The sequence below is a fragment of the Temperatibacter marinus genome (assembly GCF_031598375.1).
Classification (GTDB): Bacteria; Pseudomonadota; Alphaproteobacteria; order Sphingomonadales; family Kordiimonadaceae; genus Temperatibacter; species Temperatibacter marinus.
In genome coordinates, this window is sequence record NZ_CP123872.1 from 181,409 (window position 1) to 206,206 (window position 24,798).

The window sequence follows — 24,798 nt, forward strand, 5'->3', positions numbered from 1 at the left end:
CTTACTGCTTCTGCTCAGCCTTGTTAATAAGATCCAGTGGTTTCAACTTGTTCAAGCTCAGGATATATTCCGCAGCCTCACGAACAGCCCCTTTGCCCCCTGATTTCTTGGTAACAAACTGGCTGATGCTTTTAATCTCGTCCACAGCATTTGAAGGTGCCAAAGGCATCCCAACTGCTAGCATCACTTGGTAATCCACCAAATCATCGCCCATAAAAGCAACACGATCCATCGCAATCTCATTTTGACGGCAGAGTTGATCGAGAGCCGCCTTTTTGTCCTGACATCCCAAAAGAGCGAAATCTAAATTGAGGTCTTCTACCCGCTTTCTCAAGGGTGCACTGTCCCTGCCTGAGATTATACCAATCTTCAGTCCTGCTTGTTGCAACAGTTTCAATCCTAAGCCATCATGGGCATGAAAGACTTTATAATTCTCACCTTCAGCCCCGTATACCAATGCACCACTGGTCAACACACCATCAGCATCAAATACAGCCATTTCTATTGTCATCTACTTATCCCGTCTTCACATGATCAAAGGATTTAACAAGGTCATCAATCGCTTTGACTTGTGACAGGTATGGTTTTAATTGATTTAAAGGCAGAGCACAGGGACCATCACATTTCGCATGATCAGGGTCAGGGTGAGCCTCAAGAAACAATCCTGCAATTCCAAGAGACATGCCAGCGCGGGAAAGAGCAACAACCTGATCGCGTCGGCCATCCGCACTATCAGACCGCCCTCCTGGTCTCTGTAGGGCATGTGTCACATCAAATACAACAGGGGCATAGCGCCTCATTTCATCCATTGCTAGCATATCAACGACAAGATTATTATACCCGAATTGACTGCCTCTTTCGCAGAGCATTGTTCTTTCATTCCCAGCTTCAGCCAACTTATTTTGGATATGTTGCATTTCTCTTGCCGTTAAAAATTGTGGCTTTTTCACATTGATTGGTTTCTGGGTTTCTGCGGCGGCAACCACCAAATCGGTTTGCCGCGCTAAAAAAGCAGGAATTTGAACGATATCCAACACTTCCGCCGCAGGCTTAGCGTGCCATGGTTCATGGATATCAGAAACAATAGGCACATCAAACGTCTCTTTTATTTCTGATAGAATTTTTAAACCTTCCTCAAGTCCTGGACCGCGAAAACTCGAGATAGATGATCTATTTGCCTTGTCAAAAGAGGCCTTAAAGACATAGGGTATGCCTAATTCTGTAGTGACTGTTTTATACGTTTCGGCAATTTCCATTGCCAAATCGCGACTTTCCAAAACATTCATCCCGCCCAACAAAACAAAGGGTTTATCATTGGCCATAGAAATTTCATGAGTAATATCAACAGTATGCATACATATCCCCGACAATAGTGTTGTTTAACTTTAGACAAAGTCAGCCCATAAGAAAAGAGAATTTCTTTTGACATTGAAAATGATTATTGTACATTTGTCCAATAATTGAATAATCAGCATATGAGAAACCGATGAAACTCCCCAAATCAGGCCGTGATGCAACTGAAATATTAGACACCTTAAATGCCTTAAAAACAAAGGATGTTGACTGGAAAGGCGGTAAGTGTTTCGCCTATGTCTATGATGCAGGCCCTGAAGCCATGGATCTATTAAAAAATAGTTTTAATTTATTCATGACAGAAAACGGTCTAGATCCCAGCTCTTTTCCCAGCTGCCTGGAGTTAGAAAGAGATGTCATTGCCGCAGCCTTAGATTTACAAGAAGCTCCTGAGACGGCAGCAGGTAGCTTCACAAGCGGTGGCACCGAAAGCATTCTACTCTCTGTCAAAACAGCGCGAGACTATTACCGTAGCATCCGCCCTGAAATCACCTCCCCTGAAATCATCTTGCCAGAAACAGCTCATCCTGCTTTCTACAAAGCTTTTAAATATTTTGACATTAAACCAGTACAAACCAAGGTAGATCCAACAAGCTACGAAGCAATCCCAAGCGAAATTGAGAAGGCAATCACAGAAAATACAATCATGATTGTGGCTTCTGCGCCCAGTTACGGTATGGGCATCATGGACCCAATTCCTGCCATTGCTGCCATAGCGAAAAAGCATCACCTTCTGTGTCATGTGGATAGCTGTGTCGGCGGAATGTATATGCCTTTTGCGAAGAAGCATGGGTATGAGATGTATGACTTCAACCTAAGTGTTGACGGGGTCACTCAGCTGTCAATGGACTTCCATAAATGGGGCTACGCTGCCAAAGGAGCCAGCGCAATCTTATATAAAGATAGTGCCTTAAGGCGTCACCAAATCTTCGCCTGGTCGGGATGGATGGGGTATACTGTTGTTAATCCCACTGTCATGTCCACAAAATCTGGCGGCCCTGTTGCTGCCTGCTGGGCAATCCTTAACCATATTGGCGAAGAAGGCTATATGGACTTGGTCGGGAAAACTCAAGCGGCCAGTGAAAAAATTCGCGCGGCTATAAAGGATATCGAAGGTTTACGTCTTCTCGGAAATCCTAAGGGAAACCTTTTTGCTTTTACAGCTGAAGATTTTGATATATTCGCCTTATCTGAAGCTATGAAGACCTATGGATGGTATATTCAACCCCAATTTGGTTTCAATACAGTTCCTGCAAACATTCACCTTTCTGTCGGCGCATCAAACGCGCCTCATGTGGATGATTTAATTCATGACCTTAGAAAATGTGTCACAGACTTACGCTCAAACGGTACGCCGCCCCTAATGAACGAACTGCCTGCACAATTGTTAGAGATGTTCGAAAATGCAGGCCCTGAATTATTTGATCTATTGGGATCCACGCTCGGAACAGATGGATCTGACTTACCTGACAATATGAGGGAAATAAATAATTTGATGAATCTGATGCCAAGTCAATACCGAGATCAATTGCTTGTCGAATATATGAATAGATTATACGTTAGATAAAATGAATACATCAGAAACACCCTCCCAATCAGAACAAAAGGCATCTAAGCTTCATCCGCACAGGTGGCGACTAGGTGTCGTTCTTATGTTCTCTGTCTTTGTTGCCTACCTTGATCGCCAAAATATCACATTTGCAATCCCTTTAATGGCAGAGGAATTTGGCTGGACCATAGAAGAAACCCGCGATTATGGAGCAATGATGATTAGCTTATTCTATATAGGCTATGGTCTTTCTAATATTTTCCTTACCCCCTTTGCAGCTCGATTTGGACCCCGACAAAGCTTAATCCTTATCATTATTCTTTGGTCCCTTTTGACTGCCGCAGGGGCTTGGCTCAGCCAATTCATGATGCTGTTTGCAGCCAGTCGTGTCGCCCTAGGCCTAACGGAAGGAGTGCATTTCCCCCTCATGAATCAAATGACTCACCAATGGTTTCCCCTTTCTGAAAGAAGCAAGGCGAATGGCCTATGGGTAGCAGGCCTTTATTTAGCGATCGTTTCTGGCCCTTTAATCATTGTGCCTACAATGGTTGAATATGGCTGGAAAGTCATCTTTATTGGCATGGCGCTTCTTAGTTTGATTTTCTTGCTTCCCTTGGTCGTCAAATATGTCCATAACACGCCCAACAAACAAGCAATTAGGACGGAAAAAGTTTCTCTTGGGCCCACGCTAAAGACAATAAAAAGACCAGAGTTTTTATTGCTATTTTCAGTCACAATCATCCACAATATCCTGACAAGTGGCATGGTCAATTGGCTGCCAACCTATCTTACAACGACGTTGAATGTTGATTTCGAAGATTTGCAGTGGCTCACAACATTACCTTATATTCCCGGCATATTAGCGTTGGGAATTTTTGCCTATTTCGGCGATAGGTTTAATAATAGAATTCTCCTCGCGTCTATAGGCTATTTATTTGCAGGGGCCTTTATCTATCTTATGTTTACATCTTCGGATACGCATAGTGCTATTGGCTATTATACACTGGCTTCACTAATGGTCTGCGCCTTTACATGTGCTGAATTTGCAATCTTACAGCGCATTGTCAATGCCAATCATATTGCTGCTGTGGCTGGCATTCATAACGGTGGGGCCATGCTGATTGGCGGTGGGATCGGCCCTTTTGTAGTCTCTCAAGTAATTACTGATACGCCTCAAAATATTCACCCTGCTGCCTTGCTTTTTTTCGGATTAAGTGTTGTTATTTCACTGATCCTCATGCTGCTATATCGTCGGCTTCGCTATTAAGGATAAGACTATGGACTCTGCACGTGTGACCTCTAAAGGAGAGGCAAAGAAACAATATATTCTGGATAAAGCTCTTGACGTGATAGCCAAGGAAGGTATTAAAGGGACAACACACAGACTAGTCGCCAAAGAAGCTGATGTGCCGCCCTCGTTAACTACCTATTATTTCGTCAGTATTGATGACCTCATTCTCCAAGCCATTAATCGCTTTGTAGAGCGTGTTAGACCCGAACAAATTCAAATCGCGCACTCTTTAATTAATCAAATCCACCAAGATCAAGAAAACGACCTTTCCCCAAGGGAGATAGCGTTAGGTATCAGCCATCGCATTTTCACCTATATGGTAAAGCAACTCAAAGAACGACCTACTGGCCTTGCCGTCGAGGTAGCCCTTCTGTATCAGAGTCATCTTAACCAAGACCTTGCCCTTAAAGCCGGAGACTATCGCCGCGCGCTCATTTCAGATGCTGAACAAGTGATGCAGGCCTTGAAGGCAAAAACACCGGCCCTTGATGCCCGTTTGATGATGGGAACCGTTTTAAGACTAGAGTATGAGAGTTTGAATACAGACCAAGGGCCGAGCGAGCAAAGTTTAAAGGAACAATTAGATCGTCTGATCCTGGCATTAATCGCGTAAATATTAGAAAGAAGTCTTATGGTAAAAAATGCTTTAAAAATTACAGGGCTCCTCCTCGGCATAGTGATTACTCTTACTCTCTATAACTTTTTCACGATTGATACTCCTAAAGTCAGCAGCAAAGCACCTGCCCTTTCCCTTGATGCGTCTCTGGCTCATGAAGTTTTGGCTAGGGCTATTCGTTTCCCTACAGTGAGCTACAATGACCGCACCAAAATGGATCGTAAAACCTTTGCTTCGTATCTTGCCTTTTTATACACAGAGTTTCCCACAGTCTTTTCAGAACTAGACGTGGATATAGTAGCAGAGATGAGTCTGCTCTTAACTTGGAAAGGCTCTAATGTATCTCTTAAGCCAGCCATGTTCATCGCCCATCATGATGTGGTGCCAATCAATCCAGAAACAGAGGAAGAATGGAAATACCCACCCTTTAGCGGGACCATAGCTGATGGATACATTTGGGGGCGCGGTGCTATAGATGATAAAGGCAACATGATTGCCCTGCTCTATGCCTTAGAAGAGCTTGTTAAAACAGGCTTCGAACCAGAACGCAGTTTATATTTTGGCTTTGGCCATGATGAAGAAATCGGCGGCAAAAAAGGGGCTGGATCCATTGCTGCACTACTCAAAAAGCGCGGCAAGAAAATGGCCTTCATACTAGATGAAGGCGGGGCAGTCGCTGATCCTGACTTGTTAAAAGAATTAGGCGTAAAAGTGCCTACTGCAATGGTCGCCATTGCTGAGAAGGGATATTTAGATGTGCTGGTGGAAGCAAGAGGACCTGCAGGTCATAGCTCAAAACCTAAACCAGACACTTCTCTCGTTAAACTTTCTCGGGCACTCCTAAAGTTGGAAGATAATCAGCCGCCGCTTGATAACCGTTACGTTATCGGAACAATAGAACCTTTACTGCCCTATATGACCAAAGGCAATCAATATCTTCTCTCAAATATCTGGCTCTTTGGTCCTTTGGTTAATCAACAGCTTGCTCAGTCCGCTGAGATGGCTGCAAGCATGCATAGAACAGTCGTACCAACCATCGCTCGTGCAGGAATTAAAAGCAATGTCATCCCACCCCTTGCTCGTGCTACTGTCAATCTAAGACTGTTTCCTGGTGAAACACCTGAACAGGTACTCAAAGATCTTGTCACCATTATTGACGACCCTGATGTCAGTATTTCCATACTCAGAGGACATGTAGCCAGCCCAATTAAACCAGCAAGCGGTAAAGAGTGGGATCTCTTGTATCAATCAATCAAAGAGATGGATCCCGCCCTTCCGATCACAAGTTTTCTTGACTTTGGCGGGACAGACCTCAAAAACTATTATGATGTTTCAGACCGCCAATTTCGGTTTGCTTTCCACCCTCTCAACAGAGACATCCTTGATGGTATGCACGGTGTGAACGAGAAAATGCCCGTAAAAAGCTATGCAAAAAATGTAGAGTTTTTCTATAGAATACTATCTAATGCAGCAGAGGCGAATTGGCTGTCTGAAATTGAGTGATATATAAAGACCTATTCTGGGGAGAATAACATGAAAAAAACTGGTGCTTGGCTTGTCCGCTATGCTCTTGAACAAATTGGCGCACGGCACACTTTTGGTATCCCCGGTGTACACACCACCGAGATCTATGATGAGCTGAACAACAGCAATCAAATCAAGCCGATGCTGGTTACCCATGAAGCGGGTGCCTCCTTTATGGCTGATGCGATCTCTAGAACTTCTGATAGTGTAGGGGTTTGCGTTGTTGTGCCAGCTGCAGGGCTTACTCACGCTATGAGCGGCATCGGAGAAGCTTATTTAGATGGCATCCCGATGATTGTTATCTCTGGTGGCACGCGTACCGATACAGGGCATGAATATCAATTACATCAAATGGATCAGCAGGCCTTAATGGCTCCCTTGACGAAAGGCACTTTCAGAGCAGAAACTCAAGATGAAATTGTTCCTAAAATTTTTGAAGCCTATGACTTATCTATTTCAGGAGAACCAGGCCCTGTCTATGTGGAAATCCCGGTAAATCTGCAACTCTTGAAGGGGGAAGTTTCCGCTCTTCCTGAATATAGTAAACTAGAACGCCTAGGGGCTGCCGTTGATAAATCCTCAATTGAAGCTGCCGCAGAAAAATTAGCGCAAGCGAAGAAACCCGGTATTTTTCTCGGATGGGGCGCAAAGACAGCCCGCGAAACAATCATGGAAATTTCTGAGCAATTGAATGCGCCCGTTTGTAGCAGTTTACAAGGCCTGGGGGTTTATCCTCACTCTCATAAAAATTGGGCTGGCATGGGCTTTGGGCCTGCAGCTGTCCCTGCTGCTCGTGATGCTTTTGAAGACTGCGACGTGATGCTAGCCATTGGTGTACGTTTTGGAGAAATCGCCACAGGGTCATTCAGTTCTATCCCACCTGAAGACCTCATTCACATTGATATCAATCCAGACGCAATTGGGGCAAATTATCCCGCGACAATTGGTATTGAAGGAGACAGCGCTGAAGCAGCTCCCCTATTACTGGCAGCGCTAAAAGATAAAAAAATTACAAACCAAACATCACCCTCGGCCACTATCCATGCCGGAAGAGAAAAATATCGAGCTGCTTGGGCCAAACATGACAGCAAAGATCGCGTTAATCCTCAGGTTTTCTTTGATGCCCTCGATACTCATTTGCAAAAGGACGGCATGGTCGTTGTTGATGACGGGAACCATACTTTCCTCACTGCTGAGCTGATGCCCATCAGGGATGAGCGACGCTTTATTAGTCCGACAGATTTCAATTGCATGGGATATTGTGTGCCTGCGACAAATGCTGCTAAGCTTGAAAACCGAGAAAAACAAGTTGTTGGTATCGTAGGCGACGGAGCCTTCCTGATGACGGGTATGGAAGCTCTGACCGCCACAGCAAACGGCCTTGGAGTTGTCTATTTTATTTTTGCCGACGGTGAATTGTCGCAAATTGCTCAGGCTCAAGAAATTCCTTACAATAGAAAAACATGCACGGTTCTACCTGAACTAAATCACGAGGGTATGGCTCTGGCAGTGCATGCAGGATATGTGGCAATCGATTGTAATGACGACTGCGATAAAGGCATTCTAAAAGCCTTAGAAATTGCTGCTGGAGACAGACCTGTACTTGTTCGAGTTAATATTGACTATAGCAAACGAACAGCCTTTACAGAAGGCGCTGTCAAAGCCAATATCGACCGTTTTGACACCATGACGAAATTACGAATGGTTGGGCGTGCTGTAGGCCGCAAAATTACAGGATAGGGTCATCAAGATAATGGATTTAACCGTAGAACAGCAAAAGATTCTTTCTGGCGGTGAAGGGCCTGTCTTAGCGAAATGTCTTCAAACATTAGTGACCTATGGGCGCGCCTTTAATGCTGCCCGGCTTGTCCCAATAAAAAGTGCTCACTTAACAGGCTCTTTCAGGATCAGCAGTTTTAATGGCTACTATCAATTATTAGAAAAAATAGCAGACGCTGGACTTAAGGTGAAAGTACCAACGACCTTAAATCCACATCCAGGGTTTGATTTCGCTCTCCAGAATAGGCTTGTCTTCAAAGGGCAGAAACATCATGAAACTCTCATGGATCGGATTGGGGTCACCCCAAATTATAGCTGTGTCTGTTATTTTGATGCCAACGTTCCAGATTTTGGCGACACTCTTGGCTGGGCAGAATCGTCCGCAATTATCTATGCGAACAGCGTTATTGGGGCGCGAAGCAATCGCAACTCTGTCATGGTAGATATCTGTTTAGCTTTGACGGGCGTTGCCCCAGAATTTGGCTTTTTGCTTCAGGAGAACAGGGGCGGCGATCTTTTGATCCATTTAGACATCGAAACAATGGATGCGCCTGCCTTAGGATATCTTCTTGGAAAAGTCTGCGTTGAACGCACTCCAGTCATCGATAGTACATATAAATTTTCAGCCATCGAATTAAAAAATATGGGCGCAGCTATGGCCTCGAGTGGCGGAGTTAGTCTCTTTCATATTGTCGGCCAAACACCAGAAGCCCCAACTTTAGAAGCGGCCTTTCAAGCGCAGGAGCCTCGTGAAATACTCACCATTACACAAAATGACATCAACGAAGTACGGGCTTCTCATCGGGTTCAAAAAGAAAGTAAAGCCGTCGCCTTTGGCTGTCCCCAAATGACCTTAGAAGAAGCTAATCATGTGGCTGAATATTTTGTAGGAAAGAAAGTTAAAAAAGCGACGCTCTTTCATCTTATGCCTGACGCCTATGATCGCTTTGCGCAGTCCTATCTCGGAATAGAAGTGAAGAAAGCAGGAGTGAAAATTTACAACCACTGCCCCCTTGCTGGCATGAGTCTTAGAATTGGCATTGGGAAACAGCAAGTTCTGACCAATAGTGCGAAATTATACTATTATCTCGACGGAACGAAATACGGAGATCTAGACGATCTTCTCAAAATCTGCGGGGTGGTAGACAGATGACAACTCTTCCTGGAAAAATAATTATCAATGGCAGCGCTTCTGGGAAAGCCATCGTCACCCAGCAGCCAATAAATTTTACAGGCGCAATGTGCAACGCACAAAATTTACTCCCGGGCAAAAAGGCTGTCATCTACGATCAGCACCACGACCTTTACAAGGCCTCAACTGAAGGTAAAATTCTTGTTTTTCCAAGCTGCATAGGGTCAACCCACACAGGCCTTGTTCTTCTGGATCTTGTGAGCGAGGGCATCGGGCCTGCGGGCATGATTGTACAAAGCGCAGATAGCCTGCTTGTCTCGGGCATTGTTCTCGCTGACGTTTGGTTTGAGAAAACAATCCCAATCATCGAATATTCTGGAAGTGATTTATTTGACCATATTCAATCAGGCCAGCGCTTGACTCTTGAGGATAAAACCGGAAACATCCTCATAGACAATTCTATTCTATAGCAACGTTGACTTCTTACCATTCTGAAAGTCAGCACCTCTTCAGAAACTCAAAGGCTTGACTTATTCTTCTTTATTGTGAAACGTCACCATAGATAACGGGGGGTTATCAAATTAAATTATTCTACAAATTATAGCATGAGGAATTTATTTCGCTCAGTGTGTAATATTTTCTAAATGACTAAGACTAATGAGGTACAAATCGACAGGAGGAGTTTGAAATGACTTCAATAAAATGGAAATGTAAAAACAATATACTACTCAACCTTTTAATCGCTTCCCTGCTGCTACTGATCTCAGTCGGTACGCAAGCTGCAGATGATATGGAAGGCCGATTAAATGCTCTTTCAGAGGCTTTAGAAAGAAAACGACAAGAACTTCACATACCAGGGATGGCGCTTGCTATTATCAAAGATGACAAAATAATCCTTGCAAAAGGATTTGGTTACAGAGATCTGGCTGGTAAGGTCGCAGTGACACCTGATACAAATTTTGCAATAGGCTCAACCAGTAAGGCTTTCGCCTCAACCCTTGTTGCCCTTCTCGCAGATGAAGGAAAAATGGGATGGGACGAGAAAGTCTCAACCTATATGGAGTGGTTTAAGCCAAACCTAAACGAAGCAACTGGCGAACTTACACTACGTGATATGCTTTCCCATCGAAGTGGCCTTTCTCGTAATGATATCTTATGGGCGAGTGGGGTTGTGGGCCGTGAAGCAATCCTAAGAGAGTCTTTGGATGCAGAACCCCTTGATGAATTTAGAAAAAAATTCAACTATAACAATGTATTATACTTAGCGGCTGGCGTAGCTTCTGCAAAAGCGTCCGGTGAAAAAGACTGGGACAGCCTTTTAGAAAAACGCCTATTAAAGCCACTTCACATGAAAAGCTCTACATCTCGAAATGCGGAAGCCTCTAATATGTCGAAAGGCTATCGCTGGATTGCTGCGACGAAAACATTCGAAGCTTTAGAGAAGAAAAATCTCGATAACATTTCACCCGCAGGAGGCATTCATTCTAATGTTTTGGATATGGCTAACTGGGTTAGATTTAACCTAGGGAAAGGCAAATTTGATGGAAAACAGCTTCTCTCGTCTAAACAGTTTGATGACCTTTGGGGGGCCGCCATTTCGATGGCGCCAGGCATGGATTATGGCTTAGGATGGTTCATCCGTGATTGGCAAGGGAAGAAAGTCATCGAGCATGGTGGTAACATTCAAGGCTATGCTGCACAAGTCGCACTTATGCCTGAAGAAAACCTTGGTTTTGTCTTATTAACGAATGTAACAGCAACACCTCTTCAGCAGGGATCAATGGAAATTGTATGGGATGGTCTCTTTAGTGAAGAGAAGACCCAAGAGGAAGAAGGAAAAGTTGACTACACCCCATATATTGGCGACTATATCGCGAACTTTGGGCCTTTCAGAGATGCTACATTCGCTGTACAAGTCACTCCCGAAGGTGCCCTTGCCGTTGATGTTCCGGGCCAACGTTTATATGCTCTAAAAGATCCTGACGCCAAAGGAAAATGGTATTTCCAACTCACAAACACAATTGCTGTTTCCTTTAGTGAAGTGGAAAAGGGTAAGGCCAAGATGATGCGCATGCATCAAGGCGGCATGGACTTTGAAATTCCGCGCAAAGGAGTCTCTGCAAAAGCAGAAGTGGATCTCGCAGAATTTTCTCCGCTCCTCGGAGATTACAAGCATCCTGCCTTACCAAGACCAATCAAAGCCCTAATCAAAAACAATCGCTTAGCCATCGATGTTCCTGGCGAGATGGTTTATGAATTGCATCTACCAGATGACAAAGGCCACCGCGCTTTTAGAATTAATAAGATGCTCTCTGCTAAATTCGACACCGACGAACAGGGGGCTGGCAAAACTTTAAGCATTTATCGAGGAGATAATAAAGCACTCTCAGCAGAAGTCGATCGCTCAACGCAGCAAAAAAGCGACCCTCTTCCATCAAAGGAAGACATTTTAGCCCTGATGAAGACGAAAGAAAAAATTGCCGCCTTCAAAAAGGCAGGAAGCACTTCAATCACAGCAAATGTTATGATGAAGCAAGCTGGCGTAAAAGGCGAAATGCTGATGAAAGTAGAGGGCGATAGTCGCTATCATCAAAGTCTTAATTTTGGGCAATATGGACAAATTACAACAGTCCTAAATGGTGATTTTGCAGCAACCAAAGGTCTTCAGCCTTATACAGAATTTAATGGAAACCTTTTAGAACAAGCTAAAAATGAACACCCATATGCGGGTATTGATTTAGTCGCGAGTTATGACAGCTTTAAAGTTAAAGAAAAAAGAGAGATGGATGGTAAAGCCGTCTATTTAGTTGAATTGACTGAAGAGGGATTGCCTGCAACCACCATAGCCGTGGATGTTGAAACTGGCGATATTGTTAAGCGCCGAGGCGGTATGATCCTTGAGAACATCGGCATTATTCCAATCGTTACTACATACAGCGATTTCAGAGAGGTTAATGGATATCGTCAACCATACAAGGTGAATGTTTTTAATCCAATGAGTGGCAATATGCTGATCGAGATTACTTCGATGAAAACCAATCAAACCTTTGATAAATCACTCTTTACACTCTCACAATAGTTTTGTAGAGAAATCTTAAGGTCTAAAGAGGTGCTTCGGCGCCTCTTTTTTTTATAGAAAAAGCCGCCCTATGCCTTACAAATAACTGACCGATATAGTTCAGCATAACTTGCTCTGCATCTGTCCTGTTTTTCTGTGTTCCAATTAACACATTCAGCCATAAACCATCGGCTAAAGCTGTTAAAGTATCAGCAATGCCTTTCGCTTCCATATTTTCATACTCACCCTTAACAATGAGGTCTTCAATAAGGGAAACAAGGAGTGCTGTGCGCTCTTCCATTTTCTCACGGCAAATTTTTTGATAGGTAGGTCTCGCTTTCACTTCCCCCCAAAATCCAAACCAAACGGCCATTTTATCACGGCTCATGATATGAGGGAGATAATCCGCCCTAATCAGGGCAGCCAATCTTTGTGCCGGTTCGTTCACCGACTTCTCTAGCGCTTCTCGCCAAGCACATTCATATTCATCTTGTATATAGAGAAGTGTTTCTCGCAGTAAATTATCCTTCGTTTCAAAATGAAGATTAATTAAGCCCTGACTCAGCCCAGCAAGCGTTGCAACGTCCGAAAGAGTGGTATCATTCAGCCCTTTTTTTGCAATGCATGTGATGGTCGCTTCGATCAATTGACGTCTACGATATCCTTTTGACGCTCTCCGTCTTATTCTAGCTTTATTGTCTTCAGACATAATCACCTCTTGCTCAACCAATAGATAAAAATCATTGTAAAGTATAGAGTTAAATATATTTACTGAATGTCTATTCATTAAAAAGTAGACATTGCATGCTGTTATTGGCATCTTTCCACTATAAAGAAGCGAGTCTTTGATTCATTTAACTCAGCAAGTTAGAGACCGTGAGCGATAATAGGAATAGTAAGTCATGAAAAAGTATGATGCCATCGTTATAGGGGCTGGGCATAACGGCCTCACCAATGCAGCTTTCCTCGCAAAAGCTGGCCTTGATGTCCTGATGCTCGAGAAAAATGATTATATCGGCGGTGCTGCTGTCAGTCGCAATTTGCACGAAGACTGGGTCTATTCAAACTGTTCTTATGTTTGTTCTCTCTTTCGGCCGGAAATTTACCGTGCCCTAGACCTAGGGCGTCACGGCCTTCAAATTATCAACATCGGCGGCGGAGCAACATTGATGGAAAATGGCGACTTTCTAGGAGCCTACGAAGATCATGAAGTATTCCGCCGTGAAATTGCGCGTCATAGTCCAAATGATGTAGATGCTTATGACCGTTTTAATGTGGACATGGCTAAATGGTGTCGTTTTATTCGTCCTTTTCTTTTGAGAACGCCTCCAGACCCGACAAGTTTCAGACCCCGCGATATTCAGGAACTAGTTTATTTGGCAAAACAGTTTTATGGCTTAGGTGAAAAAGATTGTCATGATTTTATGCGATTTTTCACCATCTCTGTAGCAGACTACCTGGATCAATATTTTGAAAGCGATGTTCTAAAAGCACATATCGCAGGATCGGGGATTATTGGGACTGGACTAGGTCCAAAATCTCCAGGTTCAGCATATGTCATGCTACATCATTATATGGGTGATATGGACGGCAGTGTAGGATCATGGGGTTTTGCACGTGGTGGAATGGGGTCCATATCAAAAGCTCTTGCGAGCAGTTTTCAGTCTCACGGCGGAGAAATGCGCACGAAAGCAGGCGTTAATCAGATCCTTGTAAAGAATAATAAAGTTAAGGGCGTCGTCCTAGACAGTGGGGAAGAAATATATGCGGATAAAGTTGTCTCTAACTTGGATGCGAAACGCACTTTTCTCACTTTGATGGATCCAAAAGATGCCGGTGAAAAAGTTGTTCGTTATGCAGAGAATTTTAAGATAAGAGGCTCTAGCGGAAAGCTTAACATTGCCCTTGATGGCCCTATCAAATTTGACGCTTTACCAGAAAATAGCCCTTTGGTGAATGGATTTGTCCATGTGACAGACAGTATGGATAGAATGGAGCGAGCCTACGATGATTGGAAAAACGGATCATGGTCGCGGGATCCTTATCTCGATATGCTTTTACCGACTTTCGCTGATCCTACCATGGCCCCTCCTGGTAAACACTTCATGAGTGTTTTTGTCCAATATTGCCCCCCTCACCTATTAGATGATCAAGACCAGGAAGTCGAATGGTGTGATAATAAGGTGAGTGAATTTGGTGACTGTGTCCTCAATCAAATTAGCAAATATTCTTCGAATTTTCGGGATTTGGTTCGCCATGTGGAAGTCCGCACGCCTCGGGAAATCGAAAATGAAATCGGCTTAACTCAAGGGAATATTTTTCAGGGGGAATTGACCTTGGACCAGCTCCTCTTCAACCGGCCTTTTCCTGGTTATGCTCAATATCGTGGTCCTGTCAAAGGCATGTATATGTGTGGTTCTTCAACACACCCAGGCGGAGGGGTGATGGCAGCGCCTGGTGCGAATGCTGCACGAGAAATCCTAAGAGACATGAAAGCACAAAATACTGTACCTTTAGATGACGGTGACGATTAAAAACTGGAATGGATGATGACAGAACAACAAACATATGATGCCATTCTAATTGGCGCAGGACACAATGGTCTTATCTGCGCGAGCTATTTGGCAAAAGCTGGCAAAAAGGTCCTTGTTCTTGAAGCTCAAGAGCAAGTTGGCGGTGCCGCCAGAAGTGAAAAATTGAATGGGCAATACACCCTCTCGCCATGTGCTCAATTCCTCGGTCCCTTAGAGCCCAAAATAGAAAAAGATTTTGGTCTTTCGATGAACAAGAACCGCACGGTTCACGATAGTCTATTCATGACGGAAAATGCTGATCCAATCTCCATCAGAGATGGAAATCTTTCTGGGGATTTAAGCGCAAAAGACCTAAAAGAATGGCCAGCCTATCACAAGCAAGTTTGTGAATATGCTTCTGTCTTAAAAGTTTTATTAACTCATGCCCCTATAGATTTATTCAACGCTGATTGGGAAGATAAAAAAACTGCCTTAAAACTAGGATGGAAACTTAGGTTCGGTCTTGGTAAAGACGGAATGCGTGAATTCCTTCGGATTGCTGGCATGAACATATATGATTGGCTTGATGAGCGCTTTGAAAGCCCCGAGTTGAAAGGCGCAATCGCCTTCGATGCCTGTCTTGGTCACTTCGCGGCTCCTCGCTCGATTGGCACCGTCTATACCTATCTTTACCGACAAGCCACGACTGCGTCAATTGGCACATTGAAGGGGGGAATGAACCGCTTCTTCACTCTGCTTTCAGAGCAATCAAAAAAGCTTGGTGTTGACATTCAAACAAAGAGTGCTGTGTCTAATGTCATAGTGGAAAAGGCTAAAGCGAAAGGCGTGACTCTTGTGGACGGGCGACAGTTCTTCGCGCCAGTGATCATCTCCAACGCGGACCCAAAGACGACCGTATTGGATATTGTGGGACCGCGTCATTTTGAGGCTGACTTTGTCAAGGGAATTGATAACATCAGAATGCAAGGCACTACAGCGAAATTACACCTTCTTTTGGAAAATTGCCCTGACTTTAACGGGCTAGATCAGTCATCCTTAACCAACAGACTGGTCCTAACAGATACGATCCGGAATGTAGAAAGAGCCTTTGATCCTATTAAATATGGGTCAATAGCAAAAAAGCCATTAATGGAAGTCCATATACCAACTTTAAGTGACCCTTCTCTAGCGCCCAAAGGGCATCATATCTTAAGTGCTACCATTTCTTATGTTCCCTATAAGCTGAAAGGGGGATGGCATGCAGAGGCAAAAATGAATCTTCGAAAAGCATGCATCGACCATCTGGCCCTCTACGCCCCAGACATTCATCGCTCAATAATTCATGCAGAGCTATATACGCCTGTTGATATTGAGAAAAAATTCGGCTTAAAAGGAGGGCACTGGCATCACGGAGAGATGGCTTTGGATCAACTCATGATGATGCGCCCCACTCCAGGTGCAGCTCAATATAGCCTTCCTCTTGATGGTCTATATCTTTGTGGAGCAGGCGCACATCCTGGCGGTAGCATCACAGGATTGCCTGGAAAATTAGCCGCAGAAGTGGTTCTATCAGACCTTTCAAAAGGAGAGTTGTCATGACCCTTCCCGTCTCAAAAAATCATTATAAAGAAGGTGCCCGCAAAACCCCTTTTTATGACCGACAAAAAGAATGGGATCGTGTGAACAAATGGCACCGTTGGGCTGATTATACAGTCCCTGATTATCTTGAAAGTGTCTCCAAAGAATATTTTTCCATACGCAATAGTGCGAGCCTCTTTGACCTCACACCAATGGCAAAATATTCCATTAAAGGGCCTGATGCTCTTGACTTCTTAAACCGCATGATGGTCCGGGATATGACTAAGATTAAAACAGGGCGGGTTGCTTATTCTGTCTGGTGTGATGATCAAGGACAGGTAATAGACGATGGAACTATTTTTCGGTTTGCTGAAGATCACTATCTCCTTTGTGCTCAAGAGAGGCAACTAGAAGTATTAAAGCGAAATGCAATTGGTTTTGATGTCACTTTTCAAGAAGAAACCGATGCAATTGCCGCCCTTGCCTTTCAAGGACCTGTCACTTGTCGAATTCTTAAAAATATGGGCCTTGCTGATATCGAAACATTAAAACCCTTTGATCTAAGGTTCTTCGATTTTGGCGGTGAACAGTTGATGATTAGCAGAACAGGCTATACTGGTGAACTTGGTTATGAAATGATGATTACGCCGCAGAAAGCCCTTGCCCTTTGGGATGCCATCATGACAGCCGGTAAAGACTATACCGTCCGCCCAATAGGCACAGATGCGCTAGAAATTGCCCGTGTTGAAGCAGGCTTTCTTATGGCAGGCGTTGACTTTGCATGTGCCCATGAGACAATCCGTCCTGGCCATACGCGCAGCCCCTATGAGTTAGATCTTGGTTGGCTTGTGAACCTAGATAAAGAAGCTGTCTTCAATGGCCGTAGAGCCTTGATGAGAGAGAAAAAAGAAGGCAGTCGATATAGATTTGTCAAACTTGATGTTGAGGGCAATAAAACCGCGTGCAACGCCTATCTCTTTGACAAGCTGGATGGCAAAACAATCGGCGCCGTGAGCAGTACAACTTGGGGACCAAGCGCGAAAAAGAATATTGCTTTTGGGTATGTAGACATGCCTTACGGCAAGGCTGGAGACACCATTTGGGCGGAAATTTTTTATCAAAAAGAGCTAAAGTGGAACCGCGTTTGGGCCAAATGTGAAGTCGTGGACAAACCTTTTTGGGATCCCGCGCGACGGCGCCAAACACCTCCTGCAGATTGGTGAGGAAACAAAGAGTATAAAATGAAGGTCCAGGAAAAACGAGCATCAATGGGGGATTATGCGTCTCGTCCCCGCAGGGCAGATGGCAGCCAACCTGGCTGGTCACTACCCCGTCGTGCCTATAAAGACCCTGCGATCTATGAACAAGAAAAAGAAGCAATATTTTACAATAGTTGGATCTTTGCAGGTCATGTGAATGACATCCCAGGGGTGGGCGATTATTTTCTTTATACCCTTCTTGACGAAACAGCCATCATTGTCCGTAGCAGCGAAAATGTCATTGAAGCCTTTTACAATGTTTGCCGGCACAGAGGGTCAATTCTCTGCAAAGAAAGTAAGGGTTCAGTAAAAGGATTCACCTGTCCCTATCATGCCTGGACTTACAAGCTTGACGGCAAGCTCATGACAAAACGGAGCATGGGGCAAGACTTTTCCCCTGAAGATTTTTCGCTTCATCCCTGTGCAATTGAAATCATTGATGGCCTTATATTTGTTAATTTCAGTCCCACACCCAACAAGCTAGACCGTGCTAGAGAGGAATTAAAAGGCCCTCTCACACTCTTTGACTTTGAAGCAACAAAAGTCGCAGTTCATCGGAGCTATCCTATCGCAGCGAATTGGAAAGTAACGCTAGAAAATTATCAAGAATGTTACCACTGTACTCCGTCGCACCCTGAATATGCCCAGATGCATACACTGACTGTTCCTGAGCATCAGTTCGACAACTATCAACAACCCATGTTAGACAAAATGGCAGCTTGTGGTTTGAAACACTATGAAATTGATCAGCAATGGGATCACCAAGAAACTGGGCAAGAGCAATATGGCTACTCGCGTTATGCACTCTTTGAAACTCATCAAACTGGCAGCCAGAGCGGAGAGCCCATAGCCCCTCTTCTCGGCTCCTTAAAAGGTTTTGACCATGGTGCCTCAGATTTAAATATCGGTCCCTTTACCTATTTCCTTATCTATAATGATCATGCTGTAATTTACGTTTTTACACCAACGGGACCTGACACTAGTCAATGTGATATTTACTGGTTAGTTCGGTCAGATGCGGAAGAAGGCTTTGATTACAAAATCGATGAGCTTACATGGCTCTGGCATGAAACTACCTTGGCCGACGAGCGTATTATTGTAGATAATCAGAAGGGGATTAACAGCCGCCTCTATAAACCAGGCCCGCTTTCTAAAATGGAATATTTAGTGGATCGTTTTTCTCATTGGTATCTGGATCAACTCCATAAAGATTAGGAAATATTTTTTCGTGTGCGAAAAATTCATTTCACTCATTGACGCATATCATGGGCCTGCCGTATTGGGCCTTTTATAAGGTGCAGCATACAACTGTGCTCGCACTACACTCGTGCCACAATAAAAAGCGCTGACAAAATTAGGGACAAAATTAGGGACAAAATTGGGGACAAGCAGATGAAACTATTACAATCATTGGCTCTTGCATTGACGTGTATAACGCTACCTGTAGGCGGAGTTGAGACAAATGACCACACCATTTCAGGGCAACTCGGGGGGTTTTATGACTTCAAACTCATTCATACGGACGGCGGCAAAGCAGATCCCAAAGAAATGTCCATAGCGAATGCAGCTGAAAAATTGAAGGACTATGATGTGATTTTCTTCGGAGAAAACCACAGACATCCAGGTAATCATCTAGCCCAAGCTCTGCTGTTCGAAGCCCTCTATCGTCAAAACCAAAATCTCACCCTCTCTATGGAACAGTTTAACCGTGACAAGCAGCCTGTTGTCGACGCTTACTTAAAGGGGGAAATTGGTGAATGGACTCTGAGAACAAAAGGAGAGGCTTGGGATAATTATTTAACCAGCTACAGGCCGTTGGTCGAATTCGCTAAAGAAAATAAATTACCGGTGATCGCTGCTGAAGTCCCAATTCCCATAGTTGTCTGTGTAGGCAAGGAAGGGCTTGAAATTCTTGATACACTCCCACAACCAGATCGCGGCTGGGCAGCTAAGACCCTTAACCTACAAACGGGGAGCGCTTATTTTAATAAATACATGAAATTCGCAATGGGCAGCAGCACCCACGGTAAACCCAAACACGGGAAGACGAGCCACGGAAAGATGGACCAAGGAGAAAAAAGCTCCAGTTCTGCAGTAGTTCATACACCACGAAAGCCTCATTCTACAGGATCATCACAGGCGAACTCCAAAACTCCCCGCAAGGCTAAAATAGGGAGCAAGGCTAAAATAGGTGGCAAGGCAAAATCTGCTTTTACTCGGGTAATGAATAGTTATGCAGGTCAAGTCTTAAGAGATGACACAATGGCAGAAAGTATTGCTCTGCACTTAAAAGAGAATGAGGGTAGACAAGTGATGCATCTGGATGGTGCCTTTCATTCTGATGACTTCATGGGCACGGTGGAACGGTTAAAACTTAGGATGCCTGAGCTTAAAATAGCAGTGATCGCCCCAAAGCAAATGAAAGATAAGATGTCTCTTACTCTAAACGAAAATGATGTAAAAGCTGGCACATTCATCCTCATGATCAACAGCACACCAAAAGGGACTTTAAAACCAGAGAATGAAAAAGCTTTTGTGAGCAGTGTCATAGCAAAAAGAAAGTCAAACCAGTGCCCTTATGGCAAGACAGACTAAGAGACCCAAGAATCATTGAGAGGCATTGAAAAGATTGCCTCTCTGTATCCATTTTCAAGAACAGCGAGATCCTAGTCAGTTTAGATTTCCTTTGAACTTTCTTTGTCAAAAGAAGCCATTAAAATTCAAATTCATTGTTAAGCATAACTATGAAAGAACGTATGAAGCCTTCTAAATAGCTATAGGGGTCTACATTGACGACCGCAGTGCCCACAATGGTATCATGTAACTGTTGCCCCATTCTATCCCCTTCCAAAGAAAACTCAACACGGTATACAGCACTATGATGCTGATAAAGCCCATCAACGTCCCGAACGGGTAGTACGCCCCCGGCGTCAGAGGCAAGTACGATCTCTTCCAAAATATCAGATGTAGAAATTCCCCGAGCGCTAACTGTGCCCTTCAGGACCGGGAAAGTCATGTTATCAGGATAAAAGAGCATCGATGCGGCCTTAGATATTTTGCTAAAATCAGTTTCATGAACATAACCAACAATTTTACTCCCTTTCTTACCAGAGATTACCCCAAGAGGCGTGTCTTTCTTGATCGCTTGTCCCTCTTTAATTATAGTCGGCCAATCCCTTACGTACCCAGTTATAGGCGCCGCAATTATTAGCCGGTCTAAAGCTTCTTTTATTATGCGCCTATTGGCATATAGTCGCCCCAATTTTTCTGTGATACTTTTCCTTTCAGCCTTAGCGTCTTCATCGTAAGCTATTGTTATTAATTGAGCTTTGATAGCCTTTTCTTCTGCAAAATTTGACTCTAGCTCAGCCTCCAAGTCATTGGATTTTATCCGAAGTAAAACATCCCCAGCCTCGACGGATTGTCCGTTCACCGCCGTTACAGCGATGACCTCACCGCTAGATGTGGCGTATATTCTACTCTCTTCAACAGCAATCAAAACAGCTGGAACATCGACTGTTGTTCTAAGAGGCAAGAGCAAAACACAGAGTAGCATCACTAGACAGAGTATTCCCTTCACTTTGGAAGAGTTTTTAAACTCCTGTCTCCTCTCATGCCAAACTGATATTTCCTTCCACACAGGCATACCGATAAACCAAGCCAATTCAACAACCGCGAGAAAGGTACCGATAATTTTTGGAAAAAGAAAATAAACAAGGATGGCAATTCCTAAAAAAAGGAAAAACCTATAAACCCATGTACCAAGCCCAAATACGATCAAAGCTTTTGACTTTTTCTGTTTAATTTCAACCAGACCTATAGCTCCTCGAAGCCAAGAACGTGCGGCTGCGAAAGACCGATCCTGAAGGTTGAGTGTATTCGTTGCATCTGCCAACAAATAATAGCCATCAAAGCGCATAAAAGGATTGAGGTTAATGAGTAAAGTCATCGCCAAAGCAAGCGTTGCTTGAATGAAAAAAGCACTACGCAGAGGGCCATCATCCAAGAGAAGCCAAAAAGAAATACTCACGATAGCCAAAAGGGCTTCTGCAAGGACTCCCCCTGCACTAATCATAAGTCTTTTGTGATGAGATTTTAATCGCCAAATTTCTCCTAGATCTGTGAAGAGAACAGGCCAGAGCACAATAAAGGCAACCCCAGTACTAGAAACTCTAAGTCCAAAGTGCTTAGCCGTCAGTCCATGACCAATCTCATGACAAATTTTGCTAAATCCCAAAGCTAGAAAACTCAAGACGAGACCTTCGGTGGTAAATAAATAGCTAAATGTTGCTGAGAAGCTATCCCACTGTCTGCTAAGACCTATTAAAGAGATACATCCAGTAAGGCATGCTATGAGAAGAAAAAATGGTGAGTAAAGAAAGGCTAATTTCCGATGCAAGGCTGAATATAATGCATCGGGAGAATATAAATGAATGCGTAGAAATAGATAATTGTGCAGAGCCCAATTGAGTTTACTTTTTTTAGGGGGCGCAAGCGATTTTAGATGACTGACTTCTTCATATGTCTGTGTCTTAATTAATTGATTTGTCGTGATGAACTCTATCATTTCTTCAATATCATCCATTTCTAGGGAAAGAGCAGCCCTGCCAGATACTTTTTCAAGCAATTGTTCTGGTGTCATTCGGCCCCAAAAGCGGAGCAAATTATATTCTACCCACCCTATCTGGAAAAATCGGTTTCGAATGGGATCATGTAACCGCCATTGAGGTGCGCCCATTGTATCGTAGCCAGCGTCAACTAAATCAATATTCTCCCGGATTTCAGGGAGGAATGCCATAGTTTGCAACACGTCTATAACGCAAGTTTCTGCCGGACCCAATAAAGAGGGCGGCGCATAGCTTGATATAAGAGAGGCATTCGATCACCATATAATCGCGCTGACCCTTTTAATCCCAATCGGGGCTGCAATTGTTGTTCTGCCTCAGACTTGCCAACAAAATCGGCTTTCAGTCGATAAGCAGCTATGCCATCTGGGGAGATCTCTGCTTGATAAGCGGCTGTTGCGAGCCTTGCCTGATAAGAATTCAACGGCGAAATGTGCAGCGTTAAGGAAAGATCAGCTCCCTTCTTTAGGGTGATGGCATCAGCAGCAGGCAACCAGGCGATCAATTCTACTTTATTGGGATTTGAGAGGAGCATTACCTGCTCACCAACAACCACAGGCTTGCCAAGCAAATCTTGAGGACTCGGAAATAGTACAACTCCATCGTGCGGTGCGCGCACTGTTAAATCTGTAAGTATCTGTTCAACATGATCAATTTCTGCTTCGTGCTGCAAGATCTTGGCTTCTAAACTCTTAATTTCGGCGCGGGATCTCTCATCAAAAAAACCCTGCTGCCTGACCCGCAGTAGATCAGCCTTTGTCACCTCAAGCGTCTTTACAAGAACGTTGTAACGGCTTGTATGCCGCGCCTCATCTAGAATGAATAATATATCATTTTTTTTAACGACCTGATTTGGAAAGACCTTTATCTCGCCGATCGGCACATCAGCCGTCGCTGTTATCGCTGTTGGATTGATCGCGCCAACTTCTGCAGAGACCACCACAGACTGACGAAAAGGAAAGAGAAGAATGATAAAAAATGCCACACAAGCCGTTACGACTTTCTTTGACTGCAATAGTTTCTTTAGAGTCATTTTTTGTGACACTTTTCGTTGTTGAAAAGCCCACAAGCAATGTCCATAAGATTGTATCAAGAGATCCAATAGCGCTCTTTCATGGTCACGCCAGTCTTTATCCCTAGTAAGGGTCAATATCCCAAGACACAGACCATCGCGGTCACATAATGGTAACAACAGAATATTGGGCGACAACCATTCCTTTGCTCTTTCCTGTAAAGTTTCTGGCAAGCTCTCACGCTCAAGACCAAAAGATGTTCCCGTGAGCAAATCTTCTTTAATGGTTAAAATATAATCATGCACAGCCGTCATAAACTGTAAAAAGGGCGTATTTTCTTCGATGTTTACAACACCTGAAGCACTTGCAAGACGAACCCCTTTCATAGGATCATTCAACCAAAGCATCCCGAGGGAATATGGCGACACCTCAAAAGTGCGATTTGTTATAACAAATCCAAGTGCTTCTATACTATCCGCTGCACGTGCTTCCTGCTCAATCACAACAAGAGAGGCAAGAATATTTTCAGACTTCTTCTGCACCTCTATTCCTTCCTATTTGCTGGCATTACCTTTAAAACACCACTCATTCCTGAAACGAGTGCTTTTGGAGGGTGAAGGATCTTCGCCCGAATTTCAAACGTTTGGCTGGCTGGGTCAATATAAGGATTTTTATACTGCAACCGTGCCTGAAACAGGCCCTCAATTTCATCAAGTTGAATGAAGACATCCATGCCGATGGATGCTTTTGTAAATAAATGAGACGGTAGAAAGGCTTTTATAAACAATTTAGAATTATTCACGAGGTCTAGCAAAGGGTCGCCGGGACTTGCCGTCTGAAAACGCCGAGAATATCTCTTAATGATCTGACCTGAAAAAGGTGCTTGTATGGAGCAATCCTTAACACGTAATTGACTTAATTCATACTGCCCTTCTGCCTGAGTAAGAGCTGCTTCAGCTAGCTGAATATTATACTCACTTCCAGAATCATACTCTAATAATTCCTGCTCTGTCTTAAGAGTTGCACGAGCAGAATCCCGCTCGCCTTTAGATATTTGAAGGCTCGCTAAAGGTTCCTCACATGAAAAAACAACAAGCGGATCCCCTTTCTTAAAGGGGGTTCCTAATTCTGAGGGATAGTGAACTATCGTCCCAGCATATTTTGATGAGAGTGTCGCTGATTGAGCTGCTTCAACGAGCGCCCTGACCGTATGATCTTGGGCTTGGGCTCCTGTCATGGGTAGAACAAGAAATCCCAAAAAAGAGCAAAAAAGAAGCTGCTGAAGACGCCCATTGATCAGAATATTCACTAAGATGGAAATAGGCCTTCTCTCTTCCAAGTCACTCAAATATCCACTACAGGTCTTTCGATTGCAGCGATGGGGGACTTTCAAAACCATAAAACCTCTCTTACTAAGCACATCTCAGTTCATTTGATAGCTAAACTCTTACCTTGTTAAAGCCATTAAGGACCAGCCAAAATACGTCAGACTGATCCTTTGTTGTTTA

General features: G+C 43.9%; 19 protein-coding genes. 13 read left to right on the forward strand and 6 right to left on the reverse strand.

Annotated elements, in window-relative coordinates:
• Position 1 precedes the first annotated feature (1 nt).
• Positions 2-511, reverse strand: a complete 510-nt coding sequence (locus QGN29_RS00905) for a KdsC family phosphatase (RefSeq protein WP_310798761.1) — start codon at positions 509-511, stop codon at positions 2-4.
• Between the two features lie 4 nt (positions 512-515).
• Positions 516-1,355: a 3-deoxy-8-phosphooctulonate synthase gene (gene kdsA / locus QGN29_RS00910; protein WP_310798762.1), complete on the reverse strand. Its 840-nt coding sequence runs from the start codon at positions 1,353-1,355 to the stop codon at positions 516-518.
• 131 nt (positions 1,356-1,486) lie between these two features.
• On the opposite strand from kdsA, the gene QGN29_RS00915 reads away from it, so the two are divergent.
• The 8 genes from QGN29_RS00915 to QGN29_RS00950 all read left to right on the forward strand — a co-directional run bounded on the left by QGN29_RS00915 (position 1,487) and on the right by QGN29_RS00950 (position 12,323).
• On the forward strand, positions 1,487-2,920 hold the full coding sequence (locus QGN29_RS00915; RefSeq protein WP_310798763.1) for a pyridoxal phosphate-dependent decarboxylase family protein: 1,434 nt from the start codon (positions 1,487-1,489) through the stop codon (positions 2,918-2,920).
• Position 2,921: 1 nt separating this feature from the next.
• Positions 2,922-4,169 carry an MFS transporter gene (locus QGN29_RS00920; RefSeq protein ID WP_310798764.1) on the forward strand — a complete coding sequence of 416 codons (1,248 nt, stop codon included), beginning with the start codon at positions 2,922-2,924 and terminating at the stop codon, positions 4,167-4,169.
• 10 nt (positions 4,170-4,179) lie between these two features.
• The gene (locus tag QGN29_RS00925; RefSeq protein WP_310798765.1) at positions 4,180-4,806 is read left to right on the forward strand and encodes a TetR/AcrR family transcriptional regulator; all 627 of its coding nucleotides are present in this window, start codon (positions 4,180-4,182) and stop codon (positions 4,804-4,806) included.
• Positions 4,807-4,824: 18 nt separating this feature from the next.
• On the forward strand, positions 4,825-6,312 hold the full coding sequence (locus QGN29_RS00930) for a M20/M25/M40 family metallo-hydrolase (RefSeq protein ID WP_310798766.1): 1,488 nt from the start codon (positions 4,825-4,827) through the stop codon (positions 6,310-6,312).
• 30 nt (positions 6,313-6,342) lie between these two features.
• A complete protein-coding gene (locus tag QGN29_RS00935; RefSeq protein ID WP_310798767.1) occupies positions 6,343-8,073 on the forward strand; it encodes a thiamine pyrophosphate-binding protein in 1,731 nt (576 codons plus the stop codon).
• 13 nt (positions 8,074-8,086) lie between these two features.
• Complete coding sequence (locus tag QGN29_RS00940) at positions 8,087-9,265, forward strand: aconitase X catalytic domain-containing protein (RefSeq protein ID WP_310798768.1); 1,179 nt, start codon at positions 8,087-8,089, stop codon at positions 9,263-9,265.
• Entirely contained in the window at positions 9,262-9,714 is a 453-nt protein-coding gene (locus tag QGN29_RS00945; RefSeq protein ID WP_310798769.1) for an aconitase X swivel domain-containing protein, read from the forward strand. Before QGN29_RS00940 ends, QGN29_RS00945 begins: the two co-directional genes overlap by 4 nt.
• 218 nt (positions 9,715-9,932) lie before the next feature.
• Positions 9,933-12,323: a serine hydrolase gene (locus tag QGN29_RS00950; RefSeq protein WP_310798770.1), complete on the forward strand. Its 2,391-nt coding sequence runs from the start codon at positions 9,933-9,935 to the stop codon at positions 12,321-12,323.
• Positions 12,324-12,345: 22 nt separating this feature from the next.
• On the opposite strand, the gene QGN29_RS00955 is transcribed toward QGN29_RS00950, so the two are convergent.
• Entirely contained in the window at positions 12,346-13,011 is a 666-nt protein-coding gene (locus QGN29_RS00955) for a TetR family transcriptional regulator C-terminal domain-containing protein (protein ID WP_310798771.1), read from the reverse strand.
• Positions 13,012-13,204: 193 nt separating this feature from the next.
• Between QGN29_RS00955 and QGN29_RS00960 the strand changes: the two genes are divergently transcribed.
• The 5 genes from QGN29_RS00960 to QGN29_RS00980 all read left to right on the forward strand — a co-directional run bounded on the left by QGN29_RS00960 (position 13,205) and on the right by QGN29_RS00980 (position 20,247).
• Positions 13,205-14,836 (forward strand): phytoene desaturase family protein, encoded by a 1,632-nt coding sequence (locus QGN29_RS00960; protein ID WP_310798772.1) that lies wholly within the window; start codon positions 13,205-13,207, stop codon positions 14,834-14,836.
• Positions 14,837-14,851: 15 nt separating this feature from the next.
• Positions 14,852-16,414: a phytoene desaturase family protein gene (locus tag QGN29_RS00965; RefSeq protein ID WP_310798773.1), complete on the forward strand. Its 1,563-nt coding sequence runs from the start codon at positions 14,852-14,854 to the stop codon at positions 16,412-16,414.
• Entirely contained in the window at positions 16,411-17,616 is a 1,206-nt protein-coding gene (locus QGN29_RS00970) for an aminomethyl transferase family protein (protein WP_310798774.1), read from the forward strand. The genes QGN29_RS00965 and QGN29_RS00970 overlap by 4 nt, the downstream gene beginning before the upstream one ends.
• Positions 17,617-17,634: 18 nt before the next feature.
• Positions 17,635-18,867, forward strand: coding sequence for an aromatic ring-hydroxylating oxygenase subunit alpha (locus QGN29_RS00975; RefSeq protein ID WP_310798775.1), 1,233 nt, complete (start codon positions 17,635-17,637; stop codon positions 18,865-18,867).
• 177 nt (positions 18,868-19,044) lie between these two features.
• The gene (locus tag QGN29_RS00980) at positions 19,045-20,247 is read left to right on the forward strand and encodes a ChaN family lipoprotein (RefSeq protein ID WP_310798776.1); all 1,203 of its coding nucleotides are present in this window, start codon (positions 19,045-19,047) and stop codon (positions 20,245-20,247) included.
• A 118-nt stretch (positions 20,248-20,365) separates the two neighbouring features.
• Here QGN29_RS00980 and QGN29_RS00985 read toward each other — a convergent pair whose 3' ends face one another.
• The 3 genes from QGN29_RS00985 to QGN29_RS00995 are packed head-to-tail and all read right to left on the reverse strand — an operon-like array spanning position 20,366 to position 24,689.
• Positions 20,366-22,450: a biotin/lipoyl-binding protein gene (locus tag QGN29_RS00985; protein WP_310798777.1), complete on the reverse strand. Its 2,085-nt coding sequence runs from the start codon at positions 22,448-22,450 to the stop codon at positions 20,366-20,368.
• A 14-nt stretch (positions 22,451-22,464) separates the two neighbouring features.
• The gene (locus tag QGN29_RS00990; protein WP_310798778.1) at positions 22,465-23,832 is read right to left on the reverse strand and encodes an efflux RND transporter periplasmic adaptor subunit; all 1,368 of its coding nucleotides are present in this window, start codon (positions 23,830-23,832) and stop codon (positions 22,465-22,467) included.
• Between the two features lie 2 nt (positions 23,833-23,834).
• Positions 23,835-24,689, reverse strand: coding sequence for an efflux RND transporter periplasmic adaptor subunit (locus QGN29_RS00995; RefSeq protein ID WP_310798781.1), 855 nt, complete (start codon positions 24,687-24,689; stop codon positions 23,835-23,837).
• Between the last annotated feature and the right edge of the window lie 109 nt (positions 24,690-24,798).

Bases quoted from the DNA above. Each gene is read 5' to 3' on its own strand.
- QGN29_RS00915 (WP_310798763.1), top strand. From the start codon at position 1,487: ATGAAACTCCCCAAATCAGGCCGTGATGCAACTGAAATATTAGACACC.
- QGN29_RS00965 (WP_310798773.1), top strand. From the start codon at position 14,852: ATGACAGAACAACAAACATATGATGCCATTCTAATTGGCGCAGGACAC.
- QGN29_RS00955 (WP_310798771.1), bottom strand. From the start codon at position 13,011: ATGTCTGAAGACAATAAAGCTAGAATAAGACGGAGAGCGTCAAAAGGA.
- QGN29_RS00920 (WP_310798764.1), top strand. From the start codon at position 2,922: ATGAATACATCAGAAACACCCTCCCAATCAGAACAAAAGGCATCTAAG.
- QGN29_RS00980 (WP_310798776.1), top strand. From the start codon at position 19,045: ATGAAACTATTACAATCATTGGCTCTTGCATTGACGTGTATAACGCTA.
- QGN29_RS00970 (WP_310798774.1), top strand. From the start codon at position 16,411: ATGACCCTTCCCGTCTCAAAAAATCATTATAAAGAAGGTGCCCGCAAA.
- QGN29_RS00945 (WP_310798769.1), top strand. From the start codon at position 9,262: ATGACAACTCTTCCTGGAAAAATAATTATCAATGGCAGCGCTTCTGGG.
- QGN29_RS00940 (WP_310798768.1), top strand. From the start codon at position 8,087: ATGGATTTAACCGTAGAACAGCAAAAGATTCTTTCTGGCGGTGAAGGG.
- QGN29_RS00995 (WP_310798781.1), bottom strand. From the start codon at position 24,689: ATGGTTTTGAAAGTCCCCCATCGCTGCAATCGAAAGACCTGTAGTGGA.
- QGN29_RS00930 (WP_310798766.1), top strand. From the start codon at position 4,825: ATGGTAAAAAATGCTTTAAAAATTACAGGGCTCCTCCTCGGCATAGTG.
- QGN29_RS00925 (WP_310798765.1), top strand. From the start codon at position 4,180: ATGGACTCTGCACGTGTGACCTCTAAAGGAGAGGCAAAGAAACAATAT.
- QGN29_RS00985 (WP_310798777.1), bottom strand. From the start codon at position 22,450: ATGGCATTCCTCCCTGAAATCCGGGAGAATATTGATTTAGTTGACGCT.
- QGN29_RS00935 (WP_310798767.1), top strand. From the start codon at position 6,343: ATGAAAAAAACTGGTGCTTGGCTTGTCCGCTATGCTCTTGAACAAATT.
- kdsA (WP_310798762.1), bottom strand. From the start codon at position 1,355: ATGCATACTGTTGATATTACTCATGAAATTTCTATGGCCAATGATAAA.
- QGN29_RS00950 (WP_310798770.1), top strand. From the start codon at position 9,933: ATGACTTCAATAAAATGGAAATGTAAAAACAATATACTACTCAACCTT.
- QGN29_RS00960 (WP_310798772.1), top strand. From the start codon at position 13,205: ATGAAAAAGTATGATGCCATCGTTATAGGGGCTGGGCATAACGGCCTC.
- QGN29_RS00905 (WP_310798761.1), bottom strand. From the start codon at position 511: ATGACAATAGAAATGGCTGTATTTGATGCTGATGGTGTGTTGACCAGT.
- QGN29_RS00975 (WP_310798775.1), top strand. From the start codon at position 17,635: ATGAAGGTCCAGGAAAAACGAGCATCAATGGGGGATTATGCGTCTCGT.